Raw genomic sequence first — 24,822 nt, forward strand, 5'->3', positions numbered from 1 at the left:
AATAATGGAGATACGATAAATGACAGACAACAGATTTAAATCAGCAGATGCACTGGCTCGCCAGCTGGCTGACGACCTCGCAGGAAAAATGCGTGAAGCGATTGAGGCGCGTGGCCGCGTGTGCATCGCAGTAAGCGGTGGGTCAACGCCGGTACGTTTTCTTGAAGAACTTTCAAAGCGAAAGCTGGACTGGAGTAAAGTACGTATCACTCTCGTTGATGAGCGCTGGGTACCTTTGGATGACGCTGCAAGTAACGCTGCGCTGGTGCGTCGCCACCTGCTGCAGAACGAAGCAGAACAAGCGTATTTTCTGCCATTAAAAAATGCTGCAACTAATCCTGTCGACGGTTTTATGGAGTGTGAAAACAGCCTTCACGAATTAATGGTCAGGCTCGATTTTGCCGTTCTCGGTATGGGCAATGATGGCCATACTGCGTCCTGGTTTCCAGGTTCTGCAGCGCTACCTAAGTGCCTTGATGAAGGAAATGCAGCCTGGTGTTGCCCAGTCACTGATGAACCCGTGGACCTGCCGCGCATGACGCTGACCTGGGGGCTTCTGTCTAATTGCCGTCATCTGTACCTTCATTTTGAGGGGGATGAAAAAAATCGTGTTTATGCCCAGGCTCAGAAAGAGGATGAGCGGCAGAACATCAGCGCGATGCCGATCCGTACCGTGCTGTACCAGTCTCAGGTTCCATTAAGTATTTTCCGGAGCGAGTAATGACGCATCGCATTATTGAAGACGTTACAGAAAAAATTCGTCAGCGAAGTCTCGATACGAGAGCCAGGTATCTGTCTCAGATGGAAGACGCTGCGCAGCAGGGGCCGGTGAGAACAGCTTTAAGCTGTACGAATCTGGCGCATGATTATGCTTCTGCCAGTGACGATGAAAAAATGATTCTGACGAGCAGCAGTCGCGGCGCTAACGTTGCCATCATTAATGCGTACAACGATGTGCTTTCGGCACACGCACCTTATCGCCACTATCCCGAAAAATTGAAAACTTATCTGGCAGAAAAGCATCACGTCGCGCAGGTTGCAGGCGGAGTTCCGGCAATGTGCGATGGTGTCACTCAAGGTCAGACCGGGATGGAAATGTCTTTGTTCAGCCGTGATGTGATCGCCATGAGCACTGCGGTTGCACTGTCACATCAAGTATTTGATGGCAGTCTGATGCTGGGCATCTGTGACAAAATTGTTCCGGGGCTGTTGATGGCGGCACTGCGTTTTGGCCATTTACCCGCGGTATTTGTTCCGTCTGGCCCGATGCACAGTGGTATCAGCAATTCGGATAAAGCCAAGACCCGCCAGGCATACGCCCGGGGGGATGTTGGCGAGGCCGAGCTACTCAAAAGCGAAATGGGGTCCTACCACAGCGAAGGCACCTGTACCTTTTACGGTACCGCGAATTCCAACCAGATGCTGATGGAGATCATGGGGTTGCAGTTACCCGGATCGTCTTTTGTCAGCCCGAACGGCCCATTAAGAGATGCCCTGACCCGGGCCGCAGCGCATCAGTTGGCTGAAATCACCGCCTTGGAACCCGGCTATATGCCGATCGCCAGAATCGTTGATGAGAAAGTCATGGTGAATGCCATGGTGGGTCTGCTGGCGACCGGTGGTTCTACGAATCACAGCATCCATCTCGTCGCCATTGCCCGAATGGCCGGCATTGTTATCGACTGGCAGGACATGGCGGAGCTGTCCGATGTTGTGCCATTACTGACCCGTATGTACCCCAATGGCAGCGCCGACGTGAATGCGTTCGAGGTGGCGGGTGGTATGCCTTTCCTGATCAGAGAACTGCTCGATGCGGGGCTCCTACATGAAGACGTGAATACTATCCTGGGTGAAGGTTTACGCCAGTGGTGCAGAAAGCCTGTGCTTGATGCGTCCGGTGAACTTGCCTGGACGAACGTGGCCGCTGAGTCTGCAGACCTGTCTGTGTTGGCACCTGCGCACGCGCCGTTTCTGCGAGAGGGGGGCATGAAGCTAGTGAGTGGAAACCTTGGGCGCGCCGTCATGAAGGTTTCTGCAGTGCCTGATGACCGCTGGGTCATTGAAGCCCCGGCGCGTGTCTTTCTGGACCAGCAAGAGGTACTGGCGGCGTATCAGGCTGGCGAGCTGAATCAGGACGTGATTGTCGTGGTGAAGGGGCAGGGGCCAAGGGCGAACGGGATGCCAGAACTGCATCAACTGACGCCAGCACTGACTAACCTGCAGGAAGCCGGATATCGGGTTGCACTGGTGACTGACGGTCGGCTTTCTGGTGCATCAGGAAAAGTGCCCGCGGCGATACATCTTAGCCCGGAGGCACTTGCGGATGGTCCCTTACACTATGTTGAAGACGGTGACATCATTCTCCTGGATGGACATGCCGGCACGCTCGAGGTTGCGACAGAAGGATTTGAAAATCGCCTGAAAGAAACAAGAGAGGCGCTTGATGTGAGTGCTTCGTCGCACGGTGTCGGGCGCGAACTATTTGCCGGATTCAGAACGTTGGCAGGGCCAGCGGATGAAGGTGCAATCAGTCTTGGAGGCGTGTGATTATGGAGGGTGATAAGTATGTGGGATGAGTGGCTTACAAAATCAAAGCCTGTAATGCCGGTGATTGTCATTGATGATATTGATACCGCTGTACCTATGGCACAGGCGCTTGTTGCCGGCGGTGTGAAATTGCTTGAAGTAACCTTGCGGACGCCGGCAGCTCTGGCTGCTATTAGTGAAATCAGCCGTAACGTGCCAGAGGCGATTATCGGTGTCGGCACCGTTACGTCGCCAGATCAGTTACACGCTGCACTGAATCGGGGCGCGCAATTCGCTGTAAGTCCGGGGTTTACGCCGAATCTGCTGGCCGCTGCATCGGAGTGGGGTGGGCCTTTCCTACCCGGTGTGGCGACCCCGAGTGAAGTTATGCAGGCACGCGAAGCCGGCTTCACAAAAATGAAATTCTTTCCTGCGGTTCCAAGTGGCGGTCGCTCTATGCTGAAAGCCATAGGAGCCCCCATGCCTGAGGTCAGCTTCTGTCCTACAGGTGGAATCAGCGCTGAGACGTACCACGACTTCCTTGCACTGGATAACGTGTTTGCCGTGGGAGGTAGCTGGTTAACCCCTCCTGATCTGATGTCGGCACGGAACTGGCAAGCGATAAAAGACCTGGCTTCAGATATTTAAGGGAAACGCATGACTCAGGCGGCACTGGATCAATTTACCCAACGTGTTACAGAGATTTATGGTGACGCGCAGAACAACCAACAGATCGCACGGGAAATTCTGACCATCTGTCAGTGTTTTGCAGATAAAACATCCCGGTGCGTGCTCGAAGTACCTACCGCGACCGGGCATAAACGTTGGTCAGAAGAAGACGTCATTCTCATTACCTATGGTAATAGCGTTCAGACCGCCGATGAAATGCCGTTGAAAACGCTCTCCGATTTTCTTAAAGAGCGACTTGCCGACGTTATAAATTCGGTCCACATTCTGCCGTTTTTTCCGTACAGCTCTGACGATGGTTTTTCTGTTATTGATTATCGTCAGGTACATCCAGATTGGGGAACATGGGAGGACGTTGCCTCGATCGCTGATAATTTTGATCTGATGATTGATCTGGTGATCAATCATTGCTCGCGGGAAAACCTGTGGTTTATTGATTACATCGGTAACCGGGAACCCTACACAGATTATTTTATTGAAGTCGACCCGGCCACGGATGTCTCACTGGTAACACGGCCTCGCAACACACCACTGTTGACGCCTGTGCACACGCACCGGGGTGTTCGCCATGTCTGGGCAACATTCTCTGAAGATCAGATTGACCTTAATTTTGCGAACCCCGAGGTCCTTTTCGAGTTTGTGAAAATCTACCTGTTTTATATCGAGCAGGGCGCGCGCTTTATCCGCCTCGATGCCGTGGCATTTTTATGGAAGCAGTTAGGCACGACCTGTCTGCACCTCAGTCAAACGCACGCTGCGGTAAAATTACTGCGTGATATCGTGAATTTCGTTGCACCGGAAGTCGTTGTTATTACAGAAACCAATGTGCCGGTAAAAGAAAACCTGAGCTACTTCGGTAATTCAGACGAAGCTCATATGGTCTACCAGTTTGGATTACCGCCACTGGTGCTGCACGCATTAAACCGCGGCAATGCCTCCTTTCTGAGTGACTGGGCTGATGCGATTCCTCCTCTCCCGGAGGGCTGTAGTTACCTGAATTTTACAGCGTCTCATGATGGTATTGGTGTCCGTCCTGTCGAAGGCTTGCTACCTGAGCGGGAAGTTCAGGATCTGATTGATTCTATGCACCGCTTTGGCGGTTTCGTCAGTATGAAAGCCAACAGTGACGGCTCTGAAAGCCCGTATGAAATTAATATCACCTTGTTCGATGCCTGTATGGGAACCCGTCGTGGCCCGGATCATCATCAAGTACAGCGGTTCCTGTGTTCTCAGGCAATAATGCTGGCCATGCAGGGGATTCCTGCGGTCTATATTCACAGTCTGACGGCGTCTCCGAATGATCTGGAGCATGTTGAACAGACGGGGCGTACACGCTCGATTAATCGCCGCATCTGGGAAGAGCATGAGCTGGAATACCTGCTCTCGAATCCAGTGACGCCTCAGGCCGAAGTCTTTACCGAGCTTACCCGTATGCTGAGAATTCGTCGGGCCCAGCCAGCCTTCAGCCCGGATGCCCGCCAGGACGTGGTCAAAATTAATACCGACCTCTTTATTCTGAAGCGCACCAGCGAAGATAACAGTCAGCGTATATTCGCAATTTCCAACGTGACCGAGCGTATTCTGAAACTACCTCTGGCTACGCTGGGCTTTCTTGAAAATGGCTTGTCTGATTTGCTTGCGCATGAGAAACGTATTGTTGAAGACGAGCTGGTACTGTATCCGTACCAGACGGTGTGGTTATCAAACACCTGAGTTTCAGAGCTTGATAATGACCTGATAAAAAAGCCCCGCAGTGCGCAGTGCGGGGCTTTTTTCTGAAGCTACCTGAGTTATCAGATATCCCCAAATTCGCTGTTGTCAGCTTCTACCGCTTCATAAAGACGGTCGAGAATATCAGGTACTGCAGAAATCACCCGGTTCCAGCTAGGAATAAATGGTGTCTCCATTGGGTTCGCCAGGAAGTGCTCACCGGCATTCATGATATTTTCAGCAAACAACTCAACAGCCTTTTCTTCTGAGTGGCGGTCAAGTTCGAGGCCGTTCATACGTGCATCATTGTGGTAGGTTTCGATAAAATCGAGTGCCACGCGGAAGTAGGTTGCTTTGATCGTACGGAAAGTTTCAGTCGTGAATACTTCTCCCTGTGTCGCCAGCTTACGGAAGATGGCCTTACAGATGTCGGTACTCATTTTCGACAGGCCTGCACTTGCATCCGCTTCTGACAGAGGCTGGTGTTTATGATCATAAACATCAGCAATATCGACCTGACAGATACGATTGGTTGCGTAATTACGCTTCATTTCTGACAAAACACCGATCTCTAGACCCCAGTCGCTCGGGATGCGGATATCGTTAAGCGCATCTGCGCGCATAGAAAATTCACCTGAAAGCGGGTAACGGAAGCTGTCCAGGTACTCAAGAAAATCGAGTGAACCATAGACTTTCTTAAGAGCGCGAAGCAGAGGCGTTACCAGCAACCGGCTGACACGACCATTCATTTTCTGCTCGGCAATACGGGTGTAGTAACCCTTACCAAAGACGTAATTAAAACCAGGGTGAGCAACTGGATAAATCAGGCGTGCCAGCAGGCTACGGTCGTAGGTAACAATATCGCAGTCATGAAGCGCAACAGACTCGGCGCGGCCACTGGCGAGAACGTAGCCGTAGCAGTACCAGACGTTACGACCTTTGCCCATTTCGGTGGGTGACAGGCCTTTTTCCGCCAACATTTCATCCAGCTTGCGCAGACGTGGGCCGTCGTTCCAGAGAATGCGATGGTGCTGCGGCAGCTTCGAAAAGAACTTCTGAGCAAATTCATATTGAGATTGATCTGCGCGGTCGAGGCCAATCACGATCTCATTCAGGTAAGGCACCTGGGCGACTTCATCAATAATGTTGGATAACGCAGGGCCTTCAAGTTCAGAGAACAGGGATGGCAGAACCAGTGACATAGGCCGCAGGCGTGAGAAGCTCATCAGTTCACGTTCAAGGTCTTCCACCGGACGGTCTGTCAGGTTGTGTAGCGTGGTTACAATGCCGTTCTGATAAAAATCAGCCACCGCAATTCTCCTTAAGCAGTTTTTCTAATAATGGTAGTAAGGTGTTATTCCAGCCCTTAGGGCCCTTAAATTCAGCGGTCTGAGCTTCAGGGTTATTCAGCTCAAGAGTACCGGATTCGCCCGGTATCACAACTGGATAGTCAGAGGCCTCCAGCATGGCCCGGTCGTTTTCGCCATCGCCCAGAGCGATCACTTGCGGTGCTTCGTTCAGCCCCCATTGCTGACGATAGTAATCTTTGAAGAAAGTGACGGCAGAGGCTTTATCGGCATCGCCCATCACATGATAGAAACGGCCGCCTTTGAGTAGCCTCAGACCGTGTGCCAGCAATGCTTCGCGGAATGCAGTAATTTCGGATTCTTCGCCGCGCCAGAGCAGAGGTTCGGTGGCTGCTCGCTGGCGTGCGTGGTGCGCATCATCGATCGACAACCCTGTAATGGCTGCGACTTCGGTGTCCGTCATATCGTTGAAACCACGGAAATTAAATCCGTCTTTGCGCAACTGATTGAGCACTTTCAGTATATCTGCGTAACTTGCGCCTGGGAGTTCACAATGCCATTCGTCATCGCTGTCTACGTGGTAAATAGCACCACCGTTCTCGCACACATAGGGAGATGTATTAGCTAGCTGACGGCGTAACTGAATCACTTCTGGCTGCGTTTTACTGGTATTGAATATCAGCGGAATATTATGCTGCTGAAGAAAACTCAAAGCATCACGTGCGGCTGATGTGCTGTAGTCGTGATGGTCGAGGAGAGTTCCGTCGAGATCGGTGAGGACAATCACAGGTAATGTTGGAATAGCGCTCATTACGATGGTTTTCCCGGTTGGACGTCAGCAACCTTGTGCGCGTCGTTAATTACAAGTACCAGATTGGCAACATCCGGGAGCCGGGTCAACGCTTGTTGGGTCAGTCGTTCATAATGTTGGATGAAGCGTCTTATTCCCGCATCGTCTAGGCTCCGGTCGGTTTCTCCTTTCGCCATTTTTTTATTGCCTACTTCCTGTTCAGTGCGCCACCGTTGGACAGCACTCATGTCAGGGACTTTGAGCATCAGCAGGAAATCAATCATGCTGAACCAGGTCTTATAGTCACCAGCGAGTTGCTGGTTTACCCAGCCACGCCAGGTGCCATCCGGATCTTCATTTGCTTCAAGATCATTAATGGGAGCAGTGAGCAGTGCGTCATCAACCGACTGGCAACCCACACACCAGCCTTCGAACAGAATGGCATCAACAGGGCCTTTGACTGTATGCCATTCTGACTCGGGCAGGCGGTCATCACTGGCTTTGTCGAATGCCGGTATCTGGCAGTGTGCTCCTGCATCCAGTGAGCGTAAGGTTTCAAACAAGCTTATGCCGCGCTCGACTTCATGGGTGCCAGGAACGCCACGCGTCTGCAGAAGTGGGTGAATCGTCTTGCTAAGGTTTTTACGGTCGGCATGGCTGAGATAAAGATCGTCAATGGAAACAACCACCACATTCCAGTTGAAGGCCTGTTCATAGATATCTTTCAGGGCGAGAGACAGTGTGCTTTTCCCCGACCCCTGGCCGCCATGAACTCCGATAACCGGTGGGACGCCAGAGGCTTTGATAGTCTTTGCAAGATACGCCGCCAGAGGGGCCCAGATATCTTCCCACTGACTGTGCCAGCCGGAAGGAATTCGTGCATCACGCGGCGGGTACTGCTGTATTGTTCGCAGCGTTTCCCCATCGGGTTGCAGTGAAGCGGGCCATCCGGGCATAGCGAGACTCCGAGGTTATTTTTTTCATTGTCTGAATTGTTTGCACGCACTATGCCACTTACGAGGGCGCTGAGATACACTGGCGCAATCAGGCGTCGTAAGCGGCTCCCGCAGCAAAGCGGGATGACGGTGCTTGGTTCCTGTGCATTGTTTTGGTGCATTCGATAGGTTTGATTTTGGAGTGCACAGTTTTGGGGCGTAGTTATGAGTAGAGTGGCATATCAGGGGACAGCAGGGGCTTATTCTCATCTTGCTTGCACTAAGGTCTTTCCGGATTGGGAGTACCTTGCCTGCGACGATTTTATCGGTGCTCTTGATCTCGTAAGTAATGGATTTGCCGAGCGGGCAATGATTCCGTTAGAAAATTCCACTGCGGGCCGTGTAGAAGAGATATACCGCCTGATTCCGAGAACTCAGCTGTTCGTGATTGCGGAGCATTTCGAACCAGTAAACCATTGTTTGCTGGCACTTCCTGGATCATCACTTGAACAACTCAAGCGCGTTCGCTCACATCCGCAGGCATTGGCTCAGTGTCATCAGCGAATGATCAATCTTGGTCTGAAACAGGAGGCGGCAGTAGATACCGCTATGTCTGCGAAAGGTCTGGCTGAACAAGGCGATCTCAGTGTTGGCGCTATTGCGTCTTCTCTCGCAGCGGAACTCTATGGATTGCACATCCTGCATGAAAATTTTCAGGACGTTATGGGGAATACCACACGCTTTCTTGTGTTTTCCAGGGAAGCCGAGCACCAGCACTACGATGCAGAAAAGAGATATATGACAAGTTTACTCTTTTCCGTGCGCAACATTCCTGCTGCTTTGTACAAGGCACTGGGCGGCTTTGCGACCAATGGCGTGAATATGGTGAAGTTGGAGAGTTATATGGATGGTGGCACGATGGAGGCCAGCCATTTCCACCTGGATATCTACGGGCATCCGGATCAGCTGCCTGTAGCGAATGCTCTTGAAGAGTTACGCTATTTTGCCCGGGATGTTCGCGTGCTGGGCAGTTACCCTATGCATACGTATCGCAAATCGGCAGCGTTTGTATAAGTTTATTCCGTTTCAGGTAGCCAGATACTGAACAGGTTACTGAGCGTACTCTTACGAATCGGTTTAGTGACCAGATCATCCATGCCAGCCTGGCGGGCCATCTGTTCGAACTCACCGCCAAGGTGTGCCGTCAGGGCAATAATTGGGGTGCGGCGGTTAATATTGTTTGCATCGCTGTCCTGCAGACGACGGATTTCGCGGCAGGCGTCATAACCGTCCATGACCGGCATTTCGCAATCCATCAGAATAAGATCCGCTTGCTCAGGACGTTTACCGTAAGCCGCAAGAATCTGGGCTCCGTTAGAGAATACCTCACATTCCATATTCAGATGGCGGAGCATTCCCGAGATTACTTTCTGATTGACGATATTATCTTCTGCCACCCAGATCGTGCCTCTGCGATACCCGGTGACAGCCTCTGTTGACTCTGTCTGGACCTGAATCAGGTTAGATATCTGATGCAGAAGAACATGAGAACGAAGAGGACGCTCGCTCTGGCGTTCAACACCAATACGTGGCCAGTAGTCGTCAACAACACAAATGAGGTTTTCAGGGATGGTTTTATCGGCTGGCAGTGCATCGACGATCATGCAGTCCAGAGGTGTGTGGAAACGACTGGTGACTTCCTCCAGACCAAGGCGGGCAGTGATCATTTTGACGAAGCGTCGCTCGACAGGGTTCGATAATTCGATAAAACATGTGCGGCCAGACAGATCTGGTATTGCTTGAGGTGACCCAGGAGCAACATCGGGCAGTCTGACAGTGAATGTAGAGCCAGCACCCGGGGAGCTGCTCACTGAGATCTCTCCCCCGAGTAAATGAGTCAGTTTCTGGCTGATGGTCAGCCCAAGACCTGTACCGCCATAATAATTGCTCGTGGTTGGTGTCGCTTGTGTGAAGCTGTGAAACAGGCGGCGCCGTTGCTCCTCTGAAATACCAATGCCGGTATCAATGACATGGATCTGAAGTTCGGGCTCCCGCCACTCCAGTCGGATTTCAACGTGTCCCTGCTCGGTAAATTTAACGGCATTATTGATCAGGTTATTGAGCACTTGCCTGAGTCGCATCTCATCCGTTCTGATTGTCGTGTACAGCGGTGTGCCTAAATCAGCGGTTAAGGTCAGTCGTTTATCCAGTGCCTTCTGGCTGTGTAGCATCAGACATTCATTGATTAAGGGGGCCAGCTCAACCTGTCGACGCTCAATGATCATTTTTCCGGATTCAATTTTAGAGAGATCCAACACATCATTGAGAAGCGAAAGAAGATTCTCACCTGAGCTGGCGATGGTACTGATATAGCGTTTTTGTTGGTTGTCGAGACGTGTGTGCTGCAGTAATTCAACCATGCCAAGCACGCCATTCAGCGGTGTCCGGATTTCGTGGCTCATCATGGCCAGAAACGCAGACTTGGCATTCGCTTCCGCATCTTTTTCTGCCAGAGAAGCCTCTGATTGACGCAGTTTTTCTTCACTTTGAAGTGAGCGTTTTCGTGCAGCAATAATGTCTTTGCGTGCACGAATTTGTTCAAGCCGCTGCTCATACAGGCGCAGAACAATCGCCAGGCTATGAATAGCAATCAGGCTTACGCCACCGATGTGTGCGGCATATGCAATGATGTCATTGGTAGGAATAATGCTCTGACGGGCCAGGCTGTGAACAACAATAGCGATTGCGAGCGAATATACTCCCAGGGTATAGACGGCTCTGGATGCCGACGACAGTGGTTGCGACAGGCTCGCAGAAATAATCAGGAATACAGGCGTCAAAAGGGTGACAACCCTCATAATGATTGCCGTGGTGTGGACCTCAGTAAACAGGGCAGAAACAGCCCCAGCGCCCGTGAGTAACACAGCGATTTTGTACACCAGCGTCAGCGCGCGTCGGTTAGGGCCAGCAACTTTCAGAAAACTCATGCTGAACAATATGATTAACAGCATGGCAAAGCAGGACGTCAGGAAACTCGACTGCTCCTCGAAACCTGCCCAGTCTGGCCACAAGTATCGGTAACCCAGCCCCGTATGTGCCCAGAAGAACAGTAGATACGTCGACACGAAGCCACAGAACAGGATCATGTAGCGTTCACGGATAACCAGATAAACCGCCAGGTTGTAAAGCAGCAGTGCGAACAGAAACCCGGTATAGAGCCCGAAATAGAGTTGTTTCTGCTGCTGGGCGTCGCGTAAGCCTGCATCTTTGAAGAGACGTAACGGGAAATTCAGCAGTACATTGTTTTCAACCCGGAGGTACAGTACATATTCGCCCGGCTGATCAAAGGGCAATTCAAAACTGAAAGACAGTTTTGCTCGCTGGGGTGCGTCTGAGTGAACCGGGTTGCCGTCTTCGGAGGAGGCGATAAGGGTTTTACCGCGGAACAGCCGCATATCAATACGTTCTATTCTCGGGTAATCCACGTCGGCGAACCAGCGCTCTCCGGTCTTGCTCACTTTGAGCGGCAGGCGATACCAGTGAGGTGGGCTTGAAACACCGGGGTTGGGCACCATCGCTCTGACCTGAGTCCAAGGCAATGAGTGTGAATGTATATCGTCCGGGCTAATCTGCTCTGATTCAGACCACTCCTGAAGAGAAGTACCCAGCAGACGTCCTTCCAGATCGTCCGTCAGCGTAATGGCGTGGGCGGCACATGGAGTCAGAATGAAAAGAAGCAGAAGTATCCTTACCGCCACAATGTGTCTCTCGTAAATTGTCTGAGTTTAAAGTTTAGTTTCGCTGCTGTCATTGTCACTCAGTGCTTTGGCCTCAACGGCTGCTGTTTCTGCGTCGGAAATTTGCAGGTGAATCTCCGGTCCAGCGGGAGAATGCTCGTGTGAAGGCACTTGTCTCCGAGAATCCTGACGCAACAGCGATATCTGCAATGCTTAACTCTGAGCCAGCCAGTAAACGCTTGGCTTCCATCAGTCGTACGTTGTCTTTAATGGTCTGATACGTTGTTCCTTCCTGACGGAGACGGCGCCTCAGGGTTGCGCCAGACACAGATAGAGCGTCGGCCATGCCGGTAAGGTCGGGCATCTGATCGCTGGCCAGGCTCATCAGTGCGTGTCGAACTTTCGCACTGGTGCTTTCGTGTGGGTTTGGCCGGGCAAGAATATCAGCCGGTGAGTGTCCGAGGAATTCCTCCAGGCTTGTCGCTGATTGCACAACTGGAGCATGAATCGCCTGCAGGGGAATGGTCAGAGACAAACTATCGCAATTGAAGGTGACCGGCGTTGCGAACAAATCATCGTATAAACTAACGTGACCTGGCGCTGCATAAGGACATTCTACTTTCAATAAAGGAATGCCGCGGCCGATCAGCCAGCTACAGAAGCGGTGCCAGATGACCAGCAAAGACTCACTGAGAAAATGATCCGTGTCGAAGCCGGTATCGTGGCTGATGATCAGTCGGGCTCTGTGTTCACTTTTCTCGAGGGTAATCTGTGGGGAGTGAGGTTGCAGCCTGTAAAACGAACTTGCTCTGCGAATCGCGTGTTCGAGTGTGGCACAGGTAATGATTGACCGACCCATCATAGCGAAGGTGCGGAACACAACGGGTTCTGGATTCAGCCCCATCGCCTCATCGTTGGTTTTCCGCCAGATAGTGAGCATCAGTCGGGCGTATGATTCAGGAGCCAGTGATCCATCCGGGTTGAAAGATCCTGCTTCAATACCGGCTTCACTCAGAATTATGTCGCGGGCGAAGCCGTGACGTTCTACACCTTTCAAAGGTGCATCTATGAATGCGGGTGGTATCGAAAAAGAGGCCATAACAGCAAGCAGGATCAGGAAGTCTGCTGCGTATGATAGCAGGTCACCGTTTAAACAGGGATGTGCGGTTGCGGCCGCTTTCCTTTGCGTGGTAAAGCGCTTTGTCTGCGTTACTTAACCATTCACTGGCACTCGGCGTATCGGCAAGGCGTTCTGCAACCCCGATGCTGGCGCTGATCGTATGCTGCGAGTTTTTGCCGAGACTAAAAACTGAGCGACGTAATTTTTCGGCGATCTGCATGGCTTCCTCGGCCTCTTTTTCAGCAAGAATGACCGAGAATATTTCGCCACCGAATCGAGCAGCGTGCTGTTCATCGCCCAGAGTTTTTAAGCCTGCGCCGATCCGCCGTAGAATCTCATCACACTGTTGGTGACTGAGGGCATGGTTCAGATCGCGGAAATGGTCCATATCGAGTAATAAGAGGCAGCCTTGTTTCTGACTGGCGTAATAACTTTCCAGAACAGTCAACCAGGCAGATTTGTTCATCAGGCCCGTCAGCGTGTCGCGAACCTGAATTTCACTCAGGGTCTGGTTTGCCCGGGAAATATCGAGCTTACCAACGGCCGTATCTGTAACGTCGTAAATAATAACGCATAGATGATCAGCCTGGCGGGTAACAGACTCCAGTGGGATGATACTGGTGTTCTGATACATAAACTTGCTGCGGCCAGTAATCGGGCGCGAATTCCTGAAGTGAAAAAGATACGGGCGCTGCTCCCAGATGGTGAAGGTCCGGGTTTTGAGTTGGAATACTGGTTCTGCTTTCTGTTTAAACCAGGCTTCATCAAGGTCTGGAAAAAGCGAAAACAGGTTCTTGCCTTTCGCCAGCTGCGGGCTGACGCCACTGTGCCCCTCCATAAAGGCATTCCAGAGCTGAACCTCGTAATTGCGATCAAGCACGACAAGGCCGACGTCGATATTCTGAAGAATATCCATCAACCAGTGGATGTCTTTAATCGTGTCTGCCTCGCTCTTGTCGCTCATCTGTCTGGTGTCTCTCTCGGTCGGGTGCCGGTGTTAATCAAGAAGGTAATCAATCTTCTTATTCAGTGCTCGTACAGACTCCTCGGTGAATAGCAAGAGGAGCTCACACTCTATATTTACGTGCTCAATCGTATAATGGATTTCTATCGCCAGCGCTTTATCCCAGCCATTGTTGCCATAGGCCACCAGATCAGCCATATCGCAGTGTTGACCGAGTACCACCGGATGCCCCTGATTAAATACGATCTCAAGCTGATCACCGATGCCATGAATACAGGCGCCGATTAATACTGATGCAGTATCCATCAGAAGCTCAAGCTCTGCCGCCTGAGTCAGCGGACCCGAATACTTCATCAGGGACGCGAGACTGGCAAAGGAAGCATCATTGAACATCAGCATAGCTTCGCCGGATATACCTGCGCCGATAAATCCCTGGCAGACAGCGGAGACACTGTTGTCGCTGGTGGCGCCTTGCAGAGCCATATTCAGGTCACTGTTCTCAATGACGCTGATTTTTGGGATAGGAAGCACGACGTATGCATTCAGCAAGCGAGCCAGACGATCAGCCGCCTGACCCATAGCTACGTTGGTAAGTTCCTGATAACAGTCGCGCTGGTCTTCATTAATAATCGCTGCTGCTGACATTTCAGGCCCCCGTCATAATGCCGTATTCGGTCAGCACGGAGCGCGCTTTGTCGGCATCAATCGGTTTTTTGATAAACGCCATCGCTCCCAGCTTTTTGACTCTCTCCTGGGCGTCGGGCTGGATATCGCCAGAGACAACAATAACCATGGCTGGAAGGTCGTCCCGACGGATAGTTTCGAGTACACCATAGCCGTCCATGTTCGGCATAGTCAGGTCGAGAAAAACGACATCACCTTTACCCTCACGGATCGCATCGACGCCTTCCACCCCATCACCAGCAAAGTGGACCTCCACCTGCCACTCTTCAGGCAGTGCTCGCGCCATCTGTTTGCGGGCAAAACTCGAGTCGTCACAAATCAGTACATTAAGGCTCATTCCGGTTCTTCACTTCATGTAAGTCTGGTGAGAGGCTGCTAGTCACATAGAACGACGTCGCTGAATACATCGCCCACGCCTTAAGTAATAGTTGCTCTCAGTGACTACAGCAAGGAAGAACCCTGTAAAGATCAGCTGCGTTTGTCGTAAACCACAACCAGCTGGCGCGACAGCGCAAGAAGGGAGCCATCAGCGCGGAAGATACGTGCGGTTGTGTGGGCGTAGCCACCGTGCGCTTCGGCGATGTCAACTTCGTAATAGAGCCAGTCATTCGCCTGTAAAGCCTCACCACCAGTAGAGGGCGCAGAAGGCGAATCGAGGAGTTCGAGGCTCCAGGTGATACTGGCACAGGGAGCGACTGACTTAAGCTTCTGAAGAGTGGCGGGAGGCCAGGAGTCGATCAATGCAACGAGATGGGCTTCGGTAAGAGGACCAGTACAGTCATTGAAGCGCATCCAACCATGGATGTGGTTGTCTTTGCTGTTGGAGAAGGGCAATCCACCGCTGACATAGCTGAAGTCAATATGACGAACGAACTCCGGAGTCACGCCCTGGATATATCCCAGGCGGGTGCCACTGCCGGGTTCACCCGGTTCGCGCTTGTCTGCATGGACAATTACATCAGATTCCCGAGCCTTGCCATAGCAGGCACTGACTACGGTGGCACAGTCCTCGTTCTGGATGACCTCTGCCTGTAAGTGTGAAACTGAGCGGCCGGCTCTGAGCTCCCGCGTAGCAATATCGTATGGTTGCTCAGTCGTCAGTGCTCCACAGAAATGAATACTCAGAGATCGAAGCGGCGCAGTTTGGGGGTAGTCCCGCTCAAGAGCAGCTAATGCAAGCGCTGCTGACATACCGCCAAAGGTGGTCTTTCCCTGACCCCAGGTGGCATCGACAGCAGGCATCTCGCCATTGAGAAGGGCTTGGTAGTAGTGATCGAAAGAGGTCATTACGAGTCCTGTTTTACTATAAAGATCACCTGCTTCTGCGTGTGATGATCATATATGTCAATTTAATAGCTCGGATACAGCATTGCTCATCGATTGAGTGACAAGTACCTTAACCATTCTGGTTTTTAGGAGCCCTTCATTATGTCAGATCAGCTGACGCAGAGAGCTACCCGGTTTGTATCGGTTCTGCCGCATTGTCGCGTACTCAACATGACGGTGGAATACGCCGACGGTGAAAAAGTGATTCTCAAGTTACCGTACAGTGAGGCCATTATAGGCAACCCTGACAATGGCATCGTTGCGGGTGGCAGTCTCACGACCTTGATGGACACAGCATGCGGCACAGCCGCGTTTAACTGCTTCGAAGACGGGGAAGTCTGTCCAACACTGGATTTACGGATGGACTATCACCGCGCCGCTAAGCCCGGTGAAAACCTGATTGGCGAGGCCAGAGTGGTAAAGCGGGCGAACAGCCTGGTGTTCACACAGGGCGAAGTACGGCAGGAAAGTGACAACGTCGTTGTTGCTACTTGTACCGCTAACTTTATGCGCATTGGTTTGCGTCTTGGTAGTAAGTAAGAGGACGAAAAAATGACTGAAGCCATGCGCAAAATTCTGCAGCAGTGCCGAGACAACGGTGATTTTGATGCTGTGATTGATGCTGTTCCGTATGCCGGGCTGCTGGGTATTAAGCTGCACGCGATGGATCTGCAACCAACATTTATTCTGCCTGCAAATAAAGACAATATCGGTAACCCGATGCTACCAGCCATTCATGGTGGTGTGATTGCGGGGTGCATGGAAACCTCAGCGGCGCTGCACCTGCTGATGACCATGGAAAGTATTGCTCTGCCTAAAATCATCGACTTCTCGATTGATTATCTTCGTGCGGGACGTTTGCAGGATACTTTCGTCAGCTGTCAGGTATGGCGACAGGGCAGCCGGGTTGCTAACGTGGCTATTAATGCCTGGCAAACGGATCCGAGTGAGCCCATTGCGACGGCGCGAGCACATTTCCTGTTGGTTCAGGAGTAAGATTTTACGGCCGCTATGAAAAATCGCACAGGGAAAAGAGTGCGGTTACTAATTGAGGAATGCGCCTTGTAAAGAAAGGGCGAATCACCATACACTGTCAGCGAATTATCTGTCGGGGTGCCTGATCGGTTATCAATGATAACCACACAGGCTGAGATCGCGAATGCGGGTCCCGTTGAACCTGATCTGGTTAGTGCCAGCGTAGGGAACAGAGATGAACTGCCGGGGCTCCCCGTGGTCTGCGTACGCCAATTCTTATGGTCACCTTCGTGTGATTCTGTGTGGTGTTCCCATCTATTCTCGTCGCTGCCTGCCTGATCCTTTCTAAGGAAAAGAGCATGGCTGACAATACAAACACCGAATTTAACCTTACCTACGCGTATCCTGCGTCTGAAAAAATATACCTGAGCGGCAGTCGCGATGACATGCACGTTGGTATGCGTCAGATTAATCTTTCGGATACGACTCAGGCGGACGGCAGCAAAACGCCGAATGCTCCACTGCGCGTTTACGATACGTCAGGCCCGTACACCGATCCTGCAATTTTGGTCGATGTCACAAAAGGGCTGGCACCGGTGCGTGAGCAATGGATTGAAGATCGTGGCGACACTGAGTTCAGCGCCATCACCTCACGAGAATCAAACCGCATAGCGATCAAAGAAGGCCAGCTTTCTCTGCGCCAGAAAGTACGAAAGGCCAAAAGCGGAAAGAACGTCTCCCAGCTCTGGTACGCACGTCAGGGCATAGTTACCCCCGAAATGGAGTACGTTGCCATTCGCGAGAACATCGGCCTGTCACAGGAAGGTATGTCTGCTGAAGTCGCTAAGCAGCATCCCGGCAAGCGTTTCGGTGCGAAGATTCCAGACTATATTACGCCTGAGTTTGTTCGTGATGAGATTGCCTCGGGCCGAGCGGTATTACCCTCCAATATTAACCATCCTGAAAGTGAGCCGATGATTATCGGGCGTAACTTCCGTGTGAAAGTAAATGCCAATATTGGTAATTCTGCGGTGACATCCAGCATCAGTGAAGAGGTCGAAAAAATGGCCTGGGCTACCCGCTGGGGTGCTGACACGATTATGGATCTTTCTACCGGCGATAATATTCACGAGACACGTGAATGGATTCTACGTAATTCACCGGTTCCGGTCGGCACGGTTCCTTTGTATCAGGCGCTTGAAAAAGTCGGTGGGGTTGCAGAAGACCTCACATGGGAGATCTATCGCGATACATTGATTGAGCAGGCAGAGCAGGGCGTCGATTACTTCACTATTCATGCGGGAGTGCGCCTGGAATTTATTCCGATGGCGGCAAACCGTTTAACAGGGATCGTCAGTCGTGGCGGGTCGATTATGGCGAAATGGTGCCTCGCACATCATAAAGAGAGTTTTCTCTATACCCACTTTGAAGATATCTGCGAAATTATGAAAGCGTACGATATCTGCTTTTCATTGGGGGACGGTTTGCGGCCGGGTTCCATTGCGGATGCGAACGACGAAGCACAATTTGCGGAATTACGTACATTGGGCGAGCTGACAAAAATCGCCTGGAAACACGATGTACAAACCTTTATCGAGGGGCCGGGTCATGTGCCAATGCACCTGATTGAAGAAAATATGACAGAACAATTAGAGCACTGTCATGAGGCCCCTTTTTATACGTTAGGCCCACTGACTACAGATATTGCACCGGGGTATGACCACATCACTTCTGGTATAGGAGCAGCTCTGATTGGTTGGTATGGCTGTGCGATGTTGTGTTATGTCACACCGAAAGAGCACCTCGGTCTGCCAGATAAAAAAGATGTTAAGCAGGGTCTGATTACCTACAAAATTGCAGCTCATGCTGCGGACCTTGCGAAAGGGCATCCGGCGGCGCAGATGCATGATAATGCGATGTCTGCGGCGCGATTTGAATTCCGTTGGGAAGATCAGTTCAACCTGGCACTCGACCCCGATACAGCTCGACAGTATCACGACGAAACCATGCCAAAAGACGGCCATAAAGTAGCGCACTTCTGTTCCATGTGTGGACCTAAGTTCTGCTCCATGAAACTGTCTCATGATATTCGCAACCAGCGACAGGGCATGGAGGAAATGTCTGAGAAATTCCGTGCAAACGGATCGGAACTTTACGTCGATGCAGTCGAGCCCTGAGCCATGTCTTCAATAGCCGTGATCGGCGCTGGTTTGATGGGAAAGCTACTCGCATGGCGACTGAGCCGGAGCGGGATGCAGGTCATTGTTTACGAACGCGCCAGTGAAGAAACACCTGAATGTGCGGCATGGACTGCCGCTGCAATGGTTGCCCCTGTTGCTGAAAAACCGTTGTGTCATCCCGAGGTTTTTGATCTCGGTATGAAGTCTCTGGCTCTATGGCCCGGGCTTCTGGAGGATTTATACAAAGACTCTGGTATCCGGGTGCCATACCGACGTCGCGGCACCCTGGTTGTTGCGCACCCGTCGGATCAGGCAGAAATGGATTTGTTTAAGCGTGATATGAGCGCCCCCGATATTCCGGGGGGCTCTTATGCCATTGCGCTTGACGGTGCTGGACTGCGACAGAAAGAACCCGCGCTGTCTGGCGAGTTTAAACAAGGGTTCTGGTTACCCGATGAAGCGCAGGTCGATAACCGTGTCTTACTCAGGACCTTAAAGCTTGATGCAGAAAAGCATGGTACGGATTTTCATTTCGCCTGCGAAGTAAACAGAACGGACGGCCGCTATACGCTTGACGTGCTCAGCTCTGAATTATCCGGCCTGGAAATCGATAAATTAGATAAAAAACTACAGCAGGCAGATCTTGTTATTGACTGTCGTGGAGCCGGAGCCCGAAGTGATGCTGAGCGGATTATTCGCGGAGTGCGTGGCGAAACACTTTGGGTTTCCAGTCCGGGCACCGAATTTCATCGTCCGGTGCGTTTGCTTCACCCCAGGTACCATTTGTATATGGTACCGCGTGGAAACGACTGCTATCAGCTTGGTGCAACAGAACTGGAGAGTGATGATTGCTCTCCGGTGAGTGTCCGTTCTGCAATGGAAATGCTGAGTGCGTTCTGGGTGCTTTCTCCGGATTTTTCGGAAGCTCGGATTTTGTCTATGGAAACGAACCTCCGGCCTGCAACGCAGGACCACAGACCTTGCATAAAATTGCAGAATAATTCTGGGGGGCAGAAAACACTCTTTGTTAATGGACTGTTCAGGCACGGATTCTTAGTGGCACCGGCCTTACTGAAAAAGATCGAGTCACTGTTAACTGATGAAGGGCTGGAGAGTATGAAAATGAGAGTATCTGAACAGGGAGGTGTGGCGTGATTGAGATCATCGTCAACGGTAAATCCATGGCCTGGACCAGTGAAAAAAATGTATACACTCTGATCATCGACACGCTGAACTATCCGGCTGAGAGCAGTCGTTTTGTCGTAGCCCTGAATGGCGAGCTTCTGCCAGCAGAGCAGTGGCCTTCAACCAGAGTAAACAACGGCGACATCATTGATGTGCTGGGAGCAATTACCGGTGGCTGATTCAGACGTATTTACTATTGCACGTGAAGAGATTTCAAGTCGCTTGTGGCTCGGGAGCTCAATGTACCCCTCGCCCGATATAATGGTGTCTGCCTTTGCCAGTGCGCAGCCGGGGTTTGTCACCATGTCGCTGCGCCGACAGACGGCGGGTGATCTTGCTAACAACGATTACCACGAGCGTGTTAATCAATGGTTGGGCGCCAGCCAGTCGCGTCTGTTGCCCAATACTGCCGGATGTCAGTCGGCAAAAGAAGCGATTCAACTTGCCATTCTCGCGCGTGAATTATTCAAAACTTCATGGATTAAGCTTGAAGTTATCGGCGATGAATACAGCCTGCAACCCAATGTTTTCGAGCTTGTGAGTGCTGCCCGGGAGTTGTCTGCTCAAGGGTTTTACGTCTTGCCATATTGCACGGATGATCTGGTGGTGTGCGAGTCATTGTTGCATGCAGGATGCCCAGCGGTTATGCCCTGGGGCGCGCCGATAGGGACAGGTAAAGGCATCATTAATCCATATCAGTTACGTACCCTTCGTGCACGGCTGCCTGATACCACGATTATTGTTGATGCAGGAATCGGTCGGCCATCTCAGGCGATGCAAGCGATGGAAATGGGCGCCGATGGCGTGTTGCTTAATACGGCGGTCGCAAAAGCAGCTAACCCGGTAACAATGGCGGGAGCCTTCGCTGCCGCCGTCGACGCCGGTCGGGCTGCTTTTCATGCGGGTTTTATGACTGAACGTGATATGGCATCGCCGAGTACCCCAGTGGCGGGCCTGCCGTTCTGGCATACGGCCATGCGGGAAGGGCAACATCATGATTAGCGAAACTAAGCCCCGATACTTATTGGCAATCTGCGCCTCTGACAGTCGAGGAGGCGCTGGTTTACAGGCCGCACTGTCGCAGGCGGCTTTATCCGGGTGTGAGTGCCGTAGTGTTGTTCTTGCAGTAACAGCACAGAGTCATCAGGGAGTGGAAGCCGTCAGTCATGTTTCAGCCTCTATGGTTGAAGCTCAGGTTCAGGCCGCGCTCAGAGACGGCCTGCCAGAAGCAGTCCTGATCGGCTGGGTGCCGCCTGAACCAGAAGTGTTGGAGTATCTGCGGACGTTCCTGAACGAGCTTCAGGCCAGCAAACAGGTACCGGTCATCTGGGACCCGGTCGTATCAGCAACCCTGGGAGAATTACCGGCGGCACACTCTGGCCTCACCGATTTAATTCCGAACGTTTCTGTAATGACCCCATCCCTTGATGAGGCCCGCTGGTTACTGGGAGATCAGACATTGAGTGCCGCTGCGGCGGGCGCGGCTCTGCAGCATGCGGGTGCTCATACGGTGGTTATTACCGGTGGCGATGATGAGCAGCAGCAACACTCGGCCTGGGTTACAGACCTGATATTCAGCCGTTCTGATGAGAACTTTCCGGAGTGCGCCGCAAAACCATCCTTTGCTCTTCATCAGCAGCGAGAAGCAGTTCAGGCGCACGGCACGGGAAGTCAGTTCTCGGCGGCCCTTGCGGTTCAGCTCACAAAAGGTACGCGCTTGTACGATGCGATTGTCATTGCCGCCGCTGCCGCACGTCAGGCACTGATTGCCAGCTCGGGAGTCCTTGGTATTGAGTTCGGAGGCACTGACTCCGGAAGCACGAAACCTGAGAGCTCTGTCTACAGAAACTGCATTGCCAGTGCATTGCCGCAAAGCGGAGATGAGTGGCCCTTGATTACTGATGTTGGGACGTATCCTCGTACTGATCGTTTTGAACCCTACCGTCCCGGCGTCTATGTGCTTACAGAGTCGCTGGACCACCTTGAAATGCTGCTTGGTATGGGGGTGGATACCGTGCAATGGCGAATTAAAGTGCCGGGGCCTGATTACAAGGATCAGACTCGGCGGGCGCTGGCAATGTGTCGCAGTCAGGGTGTCAGTTTCTGGCTCAACGATGACTGGCCGTTAGCGCTTGAACTGAAGCCAGATGGTGTGCATCTGGGTCAGGAGGATCTGGTCAGTGCCGATATAGACGCTCTTCACGCCGCAGGCGTATCGTTAGGTATCAGCACTCACACCGAATGGGAAATTGCCCGGGCACGCGCCCAAAAGCCGAGTTATATCGCCTTTGGCCCAGTGTTTACGCCACTGTCCAAGCGCCTGCGCTATCAGCCTCTCGGTATCGATTGTCTGAGTGCCTGGAGTGAAAGGTATCGTTCCTGGCCTCAGACCTGTATCGGCGGCATTGTTCCCGAAAACGCCCGCCTTGTTGCAGAGTCGGGTGTGGGTTCTCTGGCCGTAGTGACCTGTATCGCCGGAGGCCCAGCTGACGAGCCTCTTATACGCAGTAACATCGCCGACCTTCGCGCAGCCCTTGAAATGTTCTCGCCAGCCCCAAAATAGGTCATCAGTACATAGTCGATGGTCAGCCAGTAATGGGTGGCTGGCCATCGGCGATCACAGTAAAAGGGCTGACACGTCTGAAAGGAGAGATGAATGACTGCCGCAAGTAAAGAAACACTGGGATTTAAGACAGAGGTTAAGCAGCTTCTGCACCTGATGATTCACTCTTTGTACTCCAACAAAGAAATTTTCCTGCGTGAGCTGGTATCCAACGCATCGGATGCCTGTGACAAGTTGCGTTTCCAGGCGTTAACAAACAATGACCTGTACGAATCAGAGTCAGACCTGAAAGTCGACATCACGTTTGATAAAGACGCGAAAACCCTGACCATTGCCGATAATGGTATCGGTATGACCCGTGATGATGTTGTGAATCATCTGGGTACCATCGCCAAATCAGGGACTGCTGAATTTCTGAGCCAACTGAGCGGCGATCAGCAGAAAGACTCGCAATTAATTGGTCAGTTCGGTGTGGGTTTCTACTCGGCCTTTATTGTTGCTGACAAGGTGATCGTTGAAACTCGTCGTGCCGGTGAGAGCGCAGAGCAGGGCACGCGTTGGGAATCCGAAGGCGAGGGCGAATTCAGCCTTGAGTCAATTGAGAAAGCTGGCCGCGGTACAAGCATCACCCTGCATCTGAAAGAGGGCGAGGAAGAGTTTGCTGACAGCTTCCGCCTGCAGAACCTGATCAAGAAATATTCGGATCACATTGCGATCCCTGTATTTGTACAGCAGGACAGCAATGATGACGACGGCGAAGGTGAAGATGCCTCCGCTCCAGAAGCTGTGAACCAGGCGCAGGCGATGTGGACCCGCGCTAAGAGCGACATCAGCGACGAAGATTATAAAGAGTTTTATAAGCACGTTTCCCACGACTGGAACGAACCACTGACATGGATGCATAACACGGTCGAAGGCAAGCTGAACTACACCAGCCTGCTGTATATTCCGGCGCAGGCGCCGTTCGATATGTGGAACCGCGAAGCCAGCCGTGGCGTTAAACTGTACGTTCAGCGCGTCTTTATTATGGATGACGCCGAGCAGTTCCTGCCCGCGTATCTCCGCTTTGTTAAAGGTGTTCTGGACTCCAACGACCTGTCTCTGAACGTCTCTCGTGAAATCCTGCAGCAGGATAAGCAAGTCGATAGCCTGCGTTCAGCACTGGTGAAGCGAGTGCTGGATACACTCGAAAAAATGTCGAAAAAAGACGCTGAGAAGTACCAGACCTTCTGGAATCAGTTCGGTGAAGTTCTGAAAGAAGGCCCAGCTGAAGATTTCGCCAACCGTGAAAAAGTGGCAGGTCTTTTCCGCTTCGCGACTACTCAGAGCGAAGGCACGGAGCAGACCGTTTCTCTTGCTGACTACATTGCTCGCATGCGCGAAGGTCAGAAGAAAATTTACTACATCACTGGCGAAAATCACGACGCTGTTGCAGCCAGCCCGCACCTCGAATACTTCCGTAAAAAAGGTATTGAGGTACTGCTGCTGACAGATCGAGTTGATGAGTGGATGGTCGGCCACCTGAGTGACTTTGATGGCAAAGCATTCCAGGATGTTACCAAGGGCGAGCTGGATCTTGATGAGCTGGCTGACGAGTCCGAAAAGGAAGAGCAGAAGCAACTCGAAGAGTCGCACAAAGCACTCATTGAGCGTCTGGAAGCAGCGCTGAAAGACGACGTTAAAGAAGTCCGTGTCAGCTCGCGCTTGTCAGATTCTCCCGCATGCCTCGTGGTTGGCCAGTACGACATGGGTGGTCATATGCGTCGCCTGATGGAAGCTGCTGGTCAGAAGGTGCCAGAGCCTGAAGTTGCACTCGAAGTGAACCCGTCACATCCATTGATTGAGCGCCTTGATCAGGAAGCGGACGAAGATCGCTTCGCCGAACTGGCACAGGTCATTCACGCGCAGGCCCAGCTTGCAGAGGGCAGTCAACTGAAGCAACCCGCTCAGTACGTTACCCGCCTGAACAAGCTGCTGCTTGATCTGATGAAGTAAGCCTTGCCTTAACAAAATGCTCATGCGCTTCTGGTGTGTGAGCATTTTTCCTGACACTCCCGTACACTCCTCAACACCTAGGTCACCATGCCTGTCTCTGGCGTACTTTTCCCAACGACAGACACGCTGGTATCATAG

Annotated in this window: 22 protein-coding genes and 1 riboswitch; of the genes, 13 read left to right on the forward strand and 9 right to left on the reverse strand. The window is 52.0% G+C overall.

All coding sequences use genetic code 11. The annotated features are described in order from the left end of the window. Positions 1-19 precede the first annotated feature (19 nt). From pgl to BW941_RS11355, 4 genes are read left to right on the forward strand one after another with little or no spacing between them, the layout of a single operon-like run. Positions 20-721: a 6-phosphogluconolactonase gene (pgl, locus tag BW941_RS11340; RefSeq protein ID WP_068440872.1), complete on the forward strand. Its 702-nt coding sequence runs from the start codon at positions 20-22 to the stop codon at positions 719-721. Beyond that, positions 721-2,547, forward strand: coding sequence for a phosphogluconate dehydratase (gene edd / locus BW941_RS11345; RefSeq protein ID WP_076516149.1), 1,827 nt, complete (start codon positions 721-723; stop codon positions 2,545-2,547). The genes pgl and edd overlap by 1 nt, the downstream gene beginning before the upstream one ends. A gap of 18 nt (positions 2,548-2,565) precedes the next feature. Continuing rightward, the gene (eda, locus tag BW941_RS11350; RefSeq protein WP_076516151.1) at positions 2,566-3,174 is read left to right on the forward strand and encodes a bifunctional 4-hydroxy-2-oxoglutarate aldolase/2-dehydro-3-deoxy-phosphogluconate aldolase; all 609 of its coding nucleotides are present in this window, start codon (positions 2,566-2,568) and stop codon (positions 3,172-3,174) included. Positions 3,175-3,183: 9 nt separating this feature from the next. Further along, complete coding sequence (locus BW941_RS11355; protein ID WP_076516153.1) at positions 3,184-4,926, forward strand: sugar phosphorylase; 1,743 nt, start codon at positions 3,184-3,186, stop codon at positions 4,924-4,926. An 80-nt stretch (positions 4,927-5,006) separates the two neighbouring features. Here the strand turns inward: BW941_RS11355 and BW941_RS11360 are convergent, their stop codons facing one another. Genes BW941_RS11360 through BW941_RS11370 form a run of 3 tightly spaced genes read right to left on the reverse strand, consistent with a single transcriptional unit; the run spans position 5,007 to position 7,976 of the window. Continuing rightward, positions 5,007-6,233, reverse strand: coding sequence for a glycosyltransferase family protein (locus tag BW941_RS11360; RefSeq protein ID WP_076516155.1), 1,227 nt, complete (start codon positions 6,231-6,233; stop codon positions 5,007-5,009). After that, positions 6,226-7,041, reverse strand: a complete 816-nt coding sequence (locus BW941_RS11365) for an HAD-IIB family hydrolase (RefSeq protein WP_076516157.1) — start codon at positions 7,039-7,041, stop codon at positions 6,226-6,228. Before BW941_RS11365 ends, BW941_RS11360 begins: the two co-directional genes overlap by 8 nt. Then, entirely contained in the window at positions 7,041-7,976 is a 936-nt protein-coding gene (locus BW941_RS11370; RefSeq protein ID WP_084188890.1) for a P-loop NTPase fold protein, read from the reverse strand. The genes BW941_RS11365 and BW941_RS11370 overlap by 1 nt, the downstream gene beginning before the upstream one ends. 204 nt (positions 7,977-8,180) lie before the next feature. Here BW941_RS11370 and BW941_RS11375 point away from each other — a divergent pair, with 204 nt between their 5' ends. Continuing rightward, positions 8,181-9,029, forward strand: a complete 849-nt coding sequence (locus tag BW941_RS11375) for a prephenate dehydratase (RefSeq protein WP_068440891.1) — start codon at positions 8,181-8,183, stop codon at positions 9,027-9,029. 2 nt (positions 9,030-9,031) lie between these two features. On the opposite strand, the gene BW941_RS11380 is transcribed toward BW941_RS11375, so the two are convergent. The 6 genes from BW941_RS11380 to BW941_RS11405 all read right to left on the reverse strand — a co-directional run bounded on the left by BW941_RS11380 (position 9,032) and on the right by BW941_RS11405 (position 15,747). Then, the gene (locus BW941_RS11380; protein ID WP_076516159.1) at positions 9,032-11,713 is read right to left on the reverse strand and encodes a hybrid sensor histidine kinase/response regulator; all 2,682 of its coding nucleotides are present in this window, start codon (positions 11,711-11,713) and stop codon (positions 9,032-9,034) included. Between the two features lie 73 nt (positions 11,714-11,786). Further along, positions 11,787-12,749 carry an AraC family transcriptional regulator gene (locus BW941_RS11385; RefSeq protein WP_175607897.1) on the reverse strand — a complete coding sequence of 321 codons (963 nt, stop codon included), beginning with the start codon at positions 12,747-12,749 and terminating at the stop codon, positions 11,787-11,789. Positions 12,750-12,834: 85 nt separating this feature from the next. Then, positions 12,835-13,776: a GGDEF domain-containing protein gene (locus tag BW941_RS11390; protein WP_076516163.1), complete on the reverse strand. Its 942-nt coding sequence runs from the start codon at positions 13,774-13,776 to the stop codon at positions 12,835-12,837. Positions 13,777-13,809: 33 nt separating this feature from the next. Then, on the reverse strand, positions 13,810-14,421 hold the full coding sequence (locus BW941_RS17960) for a hypothetical protein (protein WP_068440904.1): 612 nt from the start codon (positions 14,419-14,421) through the stop codon (positions 13,810-13,812). 1 nt (position 14,422) lies between these two features. Next, positions 14,423-14,797 (reverse strand): response regulator, encoded by a 375-nt coding sequence (locus BW941_RS17965; protein ID WP_068440908.1) that lies wholly within the window; start codon positions 14,795-14,797, stop codon positions 14,423-14,425. A gap of 131 nt (positions 14,798-14,928) precedes the next feature. Continuing rightward, complete coding sequence (locus BW941_RS11405; RefSeq protein WP_076516165.1) at positions 14,929-15,747, reverse strand: acyl-CoA thioesterase; 819 nt, start codon at positions 15,745-15,747, stop codon at positions 14,929-14,931. 141 nt (positions 15,748-15,888) lie between these two features. Between BW941_RS11405 and BW941_RS11410 the strand changes: the two genes are divergently transcribed. The 8 genes from BW941_RS11410 to htpG all read left to right on the forward strand — a co-directional run bounded on the left by BW941_RS11410 (position 15,889) and on the right by htpG (position 24,684). Then, entirely contained in the window at positions 15,889-16,326 is a 438-nt protein-coding gene (locus BW941_RS11410) for a PaaI family thioesterase (protein ID WP_068440913.1), read from the forward strand. Between the two features lie 12 nt (positions 16,327-16,338). Then, positions 16,339-16,782: a PaaI family thioesterase gene (locus tag BW941_RS11415; protein WP_076516166.1), complete on the forward strand. Its 444-nt coding sequence runs from the start codon at positions 16,339-16,341 to the stop codon at positions 16,780-16,782. Between the two features lie 103 nt (positions 16,783-16,885). Further along, a riboswitch (TPP riboswitch) is annotated at positions 16,886-17,007 on the forward strand. 113 nt (positions 17,008-17,120) lie between these two features. Then, positions 17,121-18,938: a phosphomethylpyrimidine synthase ThiC gene (gene thiC, locus BW941_RS11420; RefSeq protein WP_076516167.1), complete on the forward strand. Its 1,818-nt coding sequence runs from the start codon at positions 17,121-17,123 to the stop codon at positions 18,936-18,938. Between the two features lie 3 nt (positions 18,939-18,941). After that, complete coding sequence (thiO, locus tag BW941_RS11425) at positions 18,942-20,096, forward strand: glycine oxidase ThiO (protein ID WP_076516168.1); 1,155 nt, start codon at positions 18,942-18,944, stop codon at positions 20,094-20,096. Then, positions 20,093-20,305: a sulfur carrier protein ThiS gene (gene thiS / locus BW941_RS11430; RefSeq protein ID WP_076516169.1), complete on the forward strand. Its 213-nt coding sequence runs from the start codon at positions 20,093-20,095 to the stop codon at positions 20,303-20,305. The genes thiO and thiS overlap by 4 nt, the downstream gene beginning before the upstream one ends. Further along, positions 20,298-21,128 (forward strand): thiazole synthase, encoded by an 831-nt coding sequence (locus BW941_RS11435; protein WP_245820091.1) that lies wholly within the window; start codon positions 20,298-20,300, stop codon positions 21,126-21,128. Before thiS ends, BW941_RS11435 begins: the two co-directional genes overlap by 8 nt. Next, a complete protein-coding gene (locus tag BW941_RS11440) occupies positions 21,121-22,689 on the forward strand; it encodes a PfkB family carbohydrate kinase (RefSeq protein WP_076516171.1) in 1,569 nt (522 codons plus the stop codon). Before BW941_RS11435 ends, BW941_RS11440 begins: the two co-directional genes overlap by 8 nt. Before the next feature lie 93 nt (positions 22,690-22,782). Continuing rightward, the gene (htpG, locus tag BW941_RS11445; RefSeq protein WP_076516172.1) at positions 22,783-24,684 is read left to right on the forward strand and encodes a molecular chaperone HtpG; all 1,902 of its coding nucleotides are present in this window, start codon (positions 22,783-22,785) and stop codon (positions 24,682-24,684) included. Positions 24,685-24,822 lie beyond the last annotated feature (138 nt).

This window comes from Thalassolituus maritimus, from assembly GCF_900156675.1.
Lineage (GTDB): Bacteria > Pseudomonadota > Gammaproteobacteria > Pseudomonadales > Oceanobacteraceae > Thalassolituus > Thalassolituus maritimus.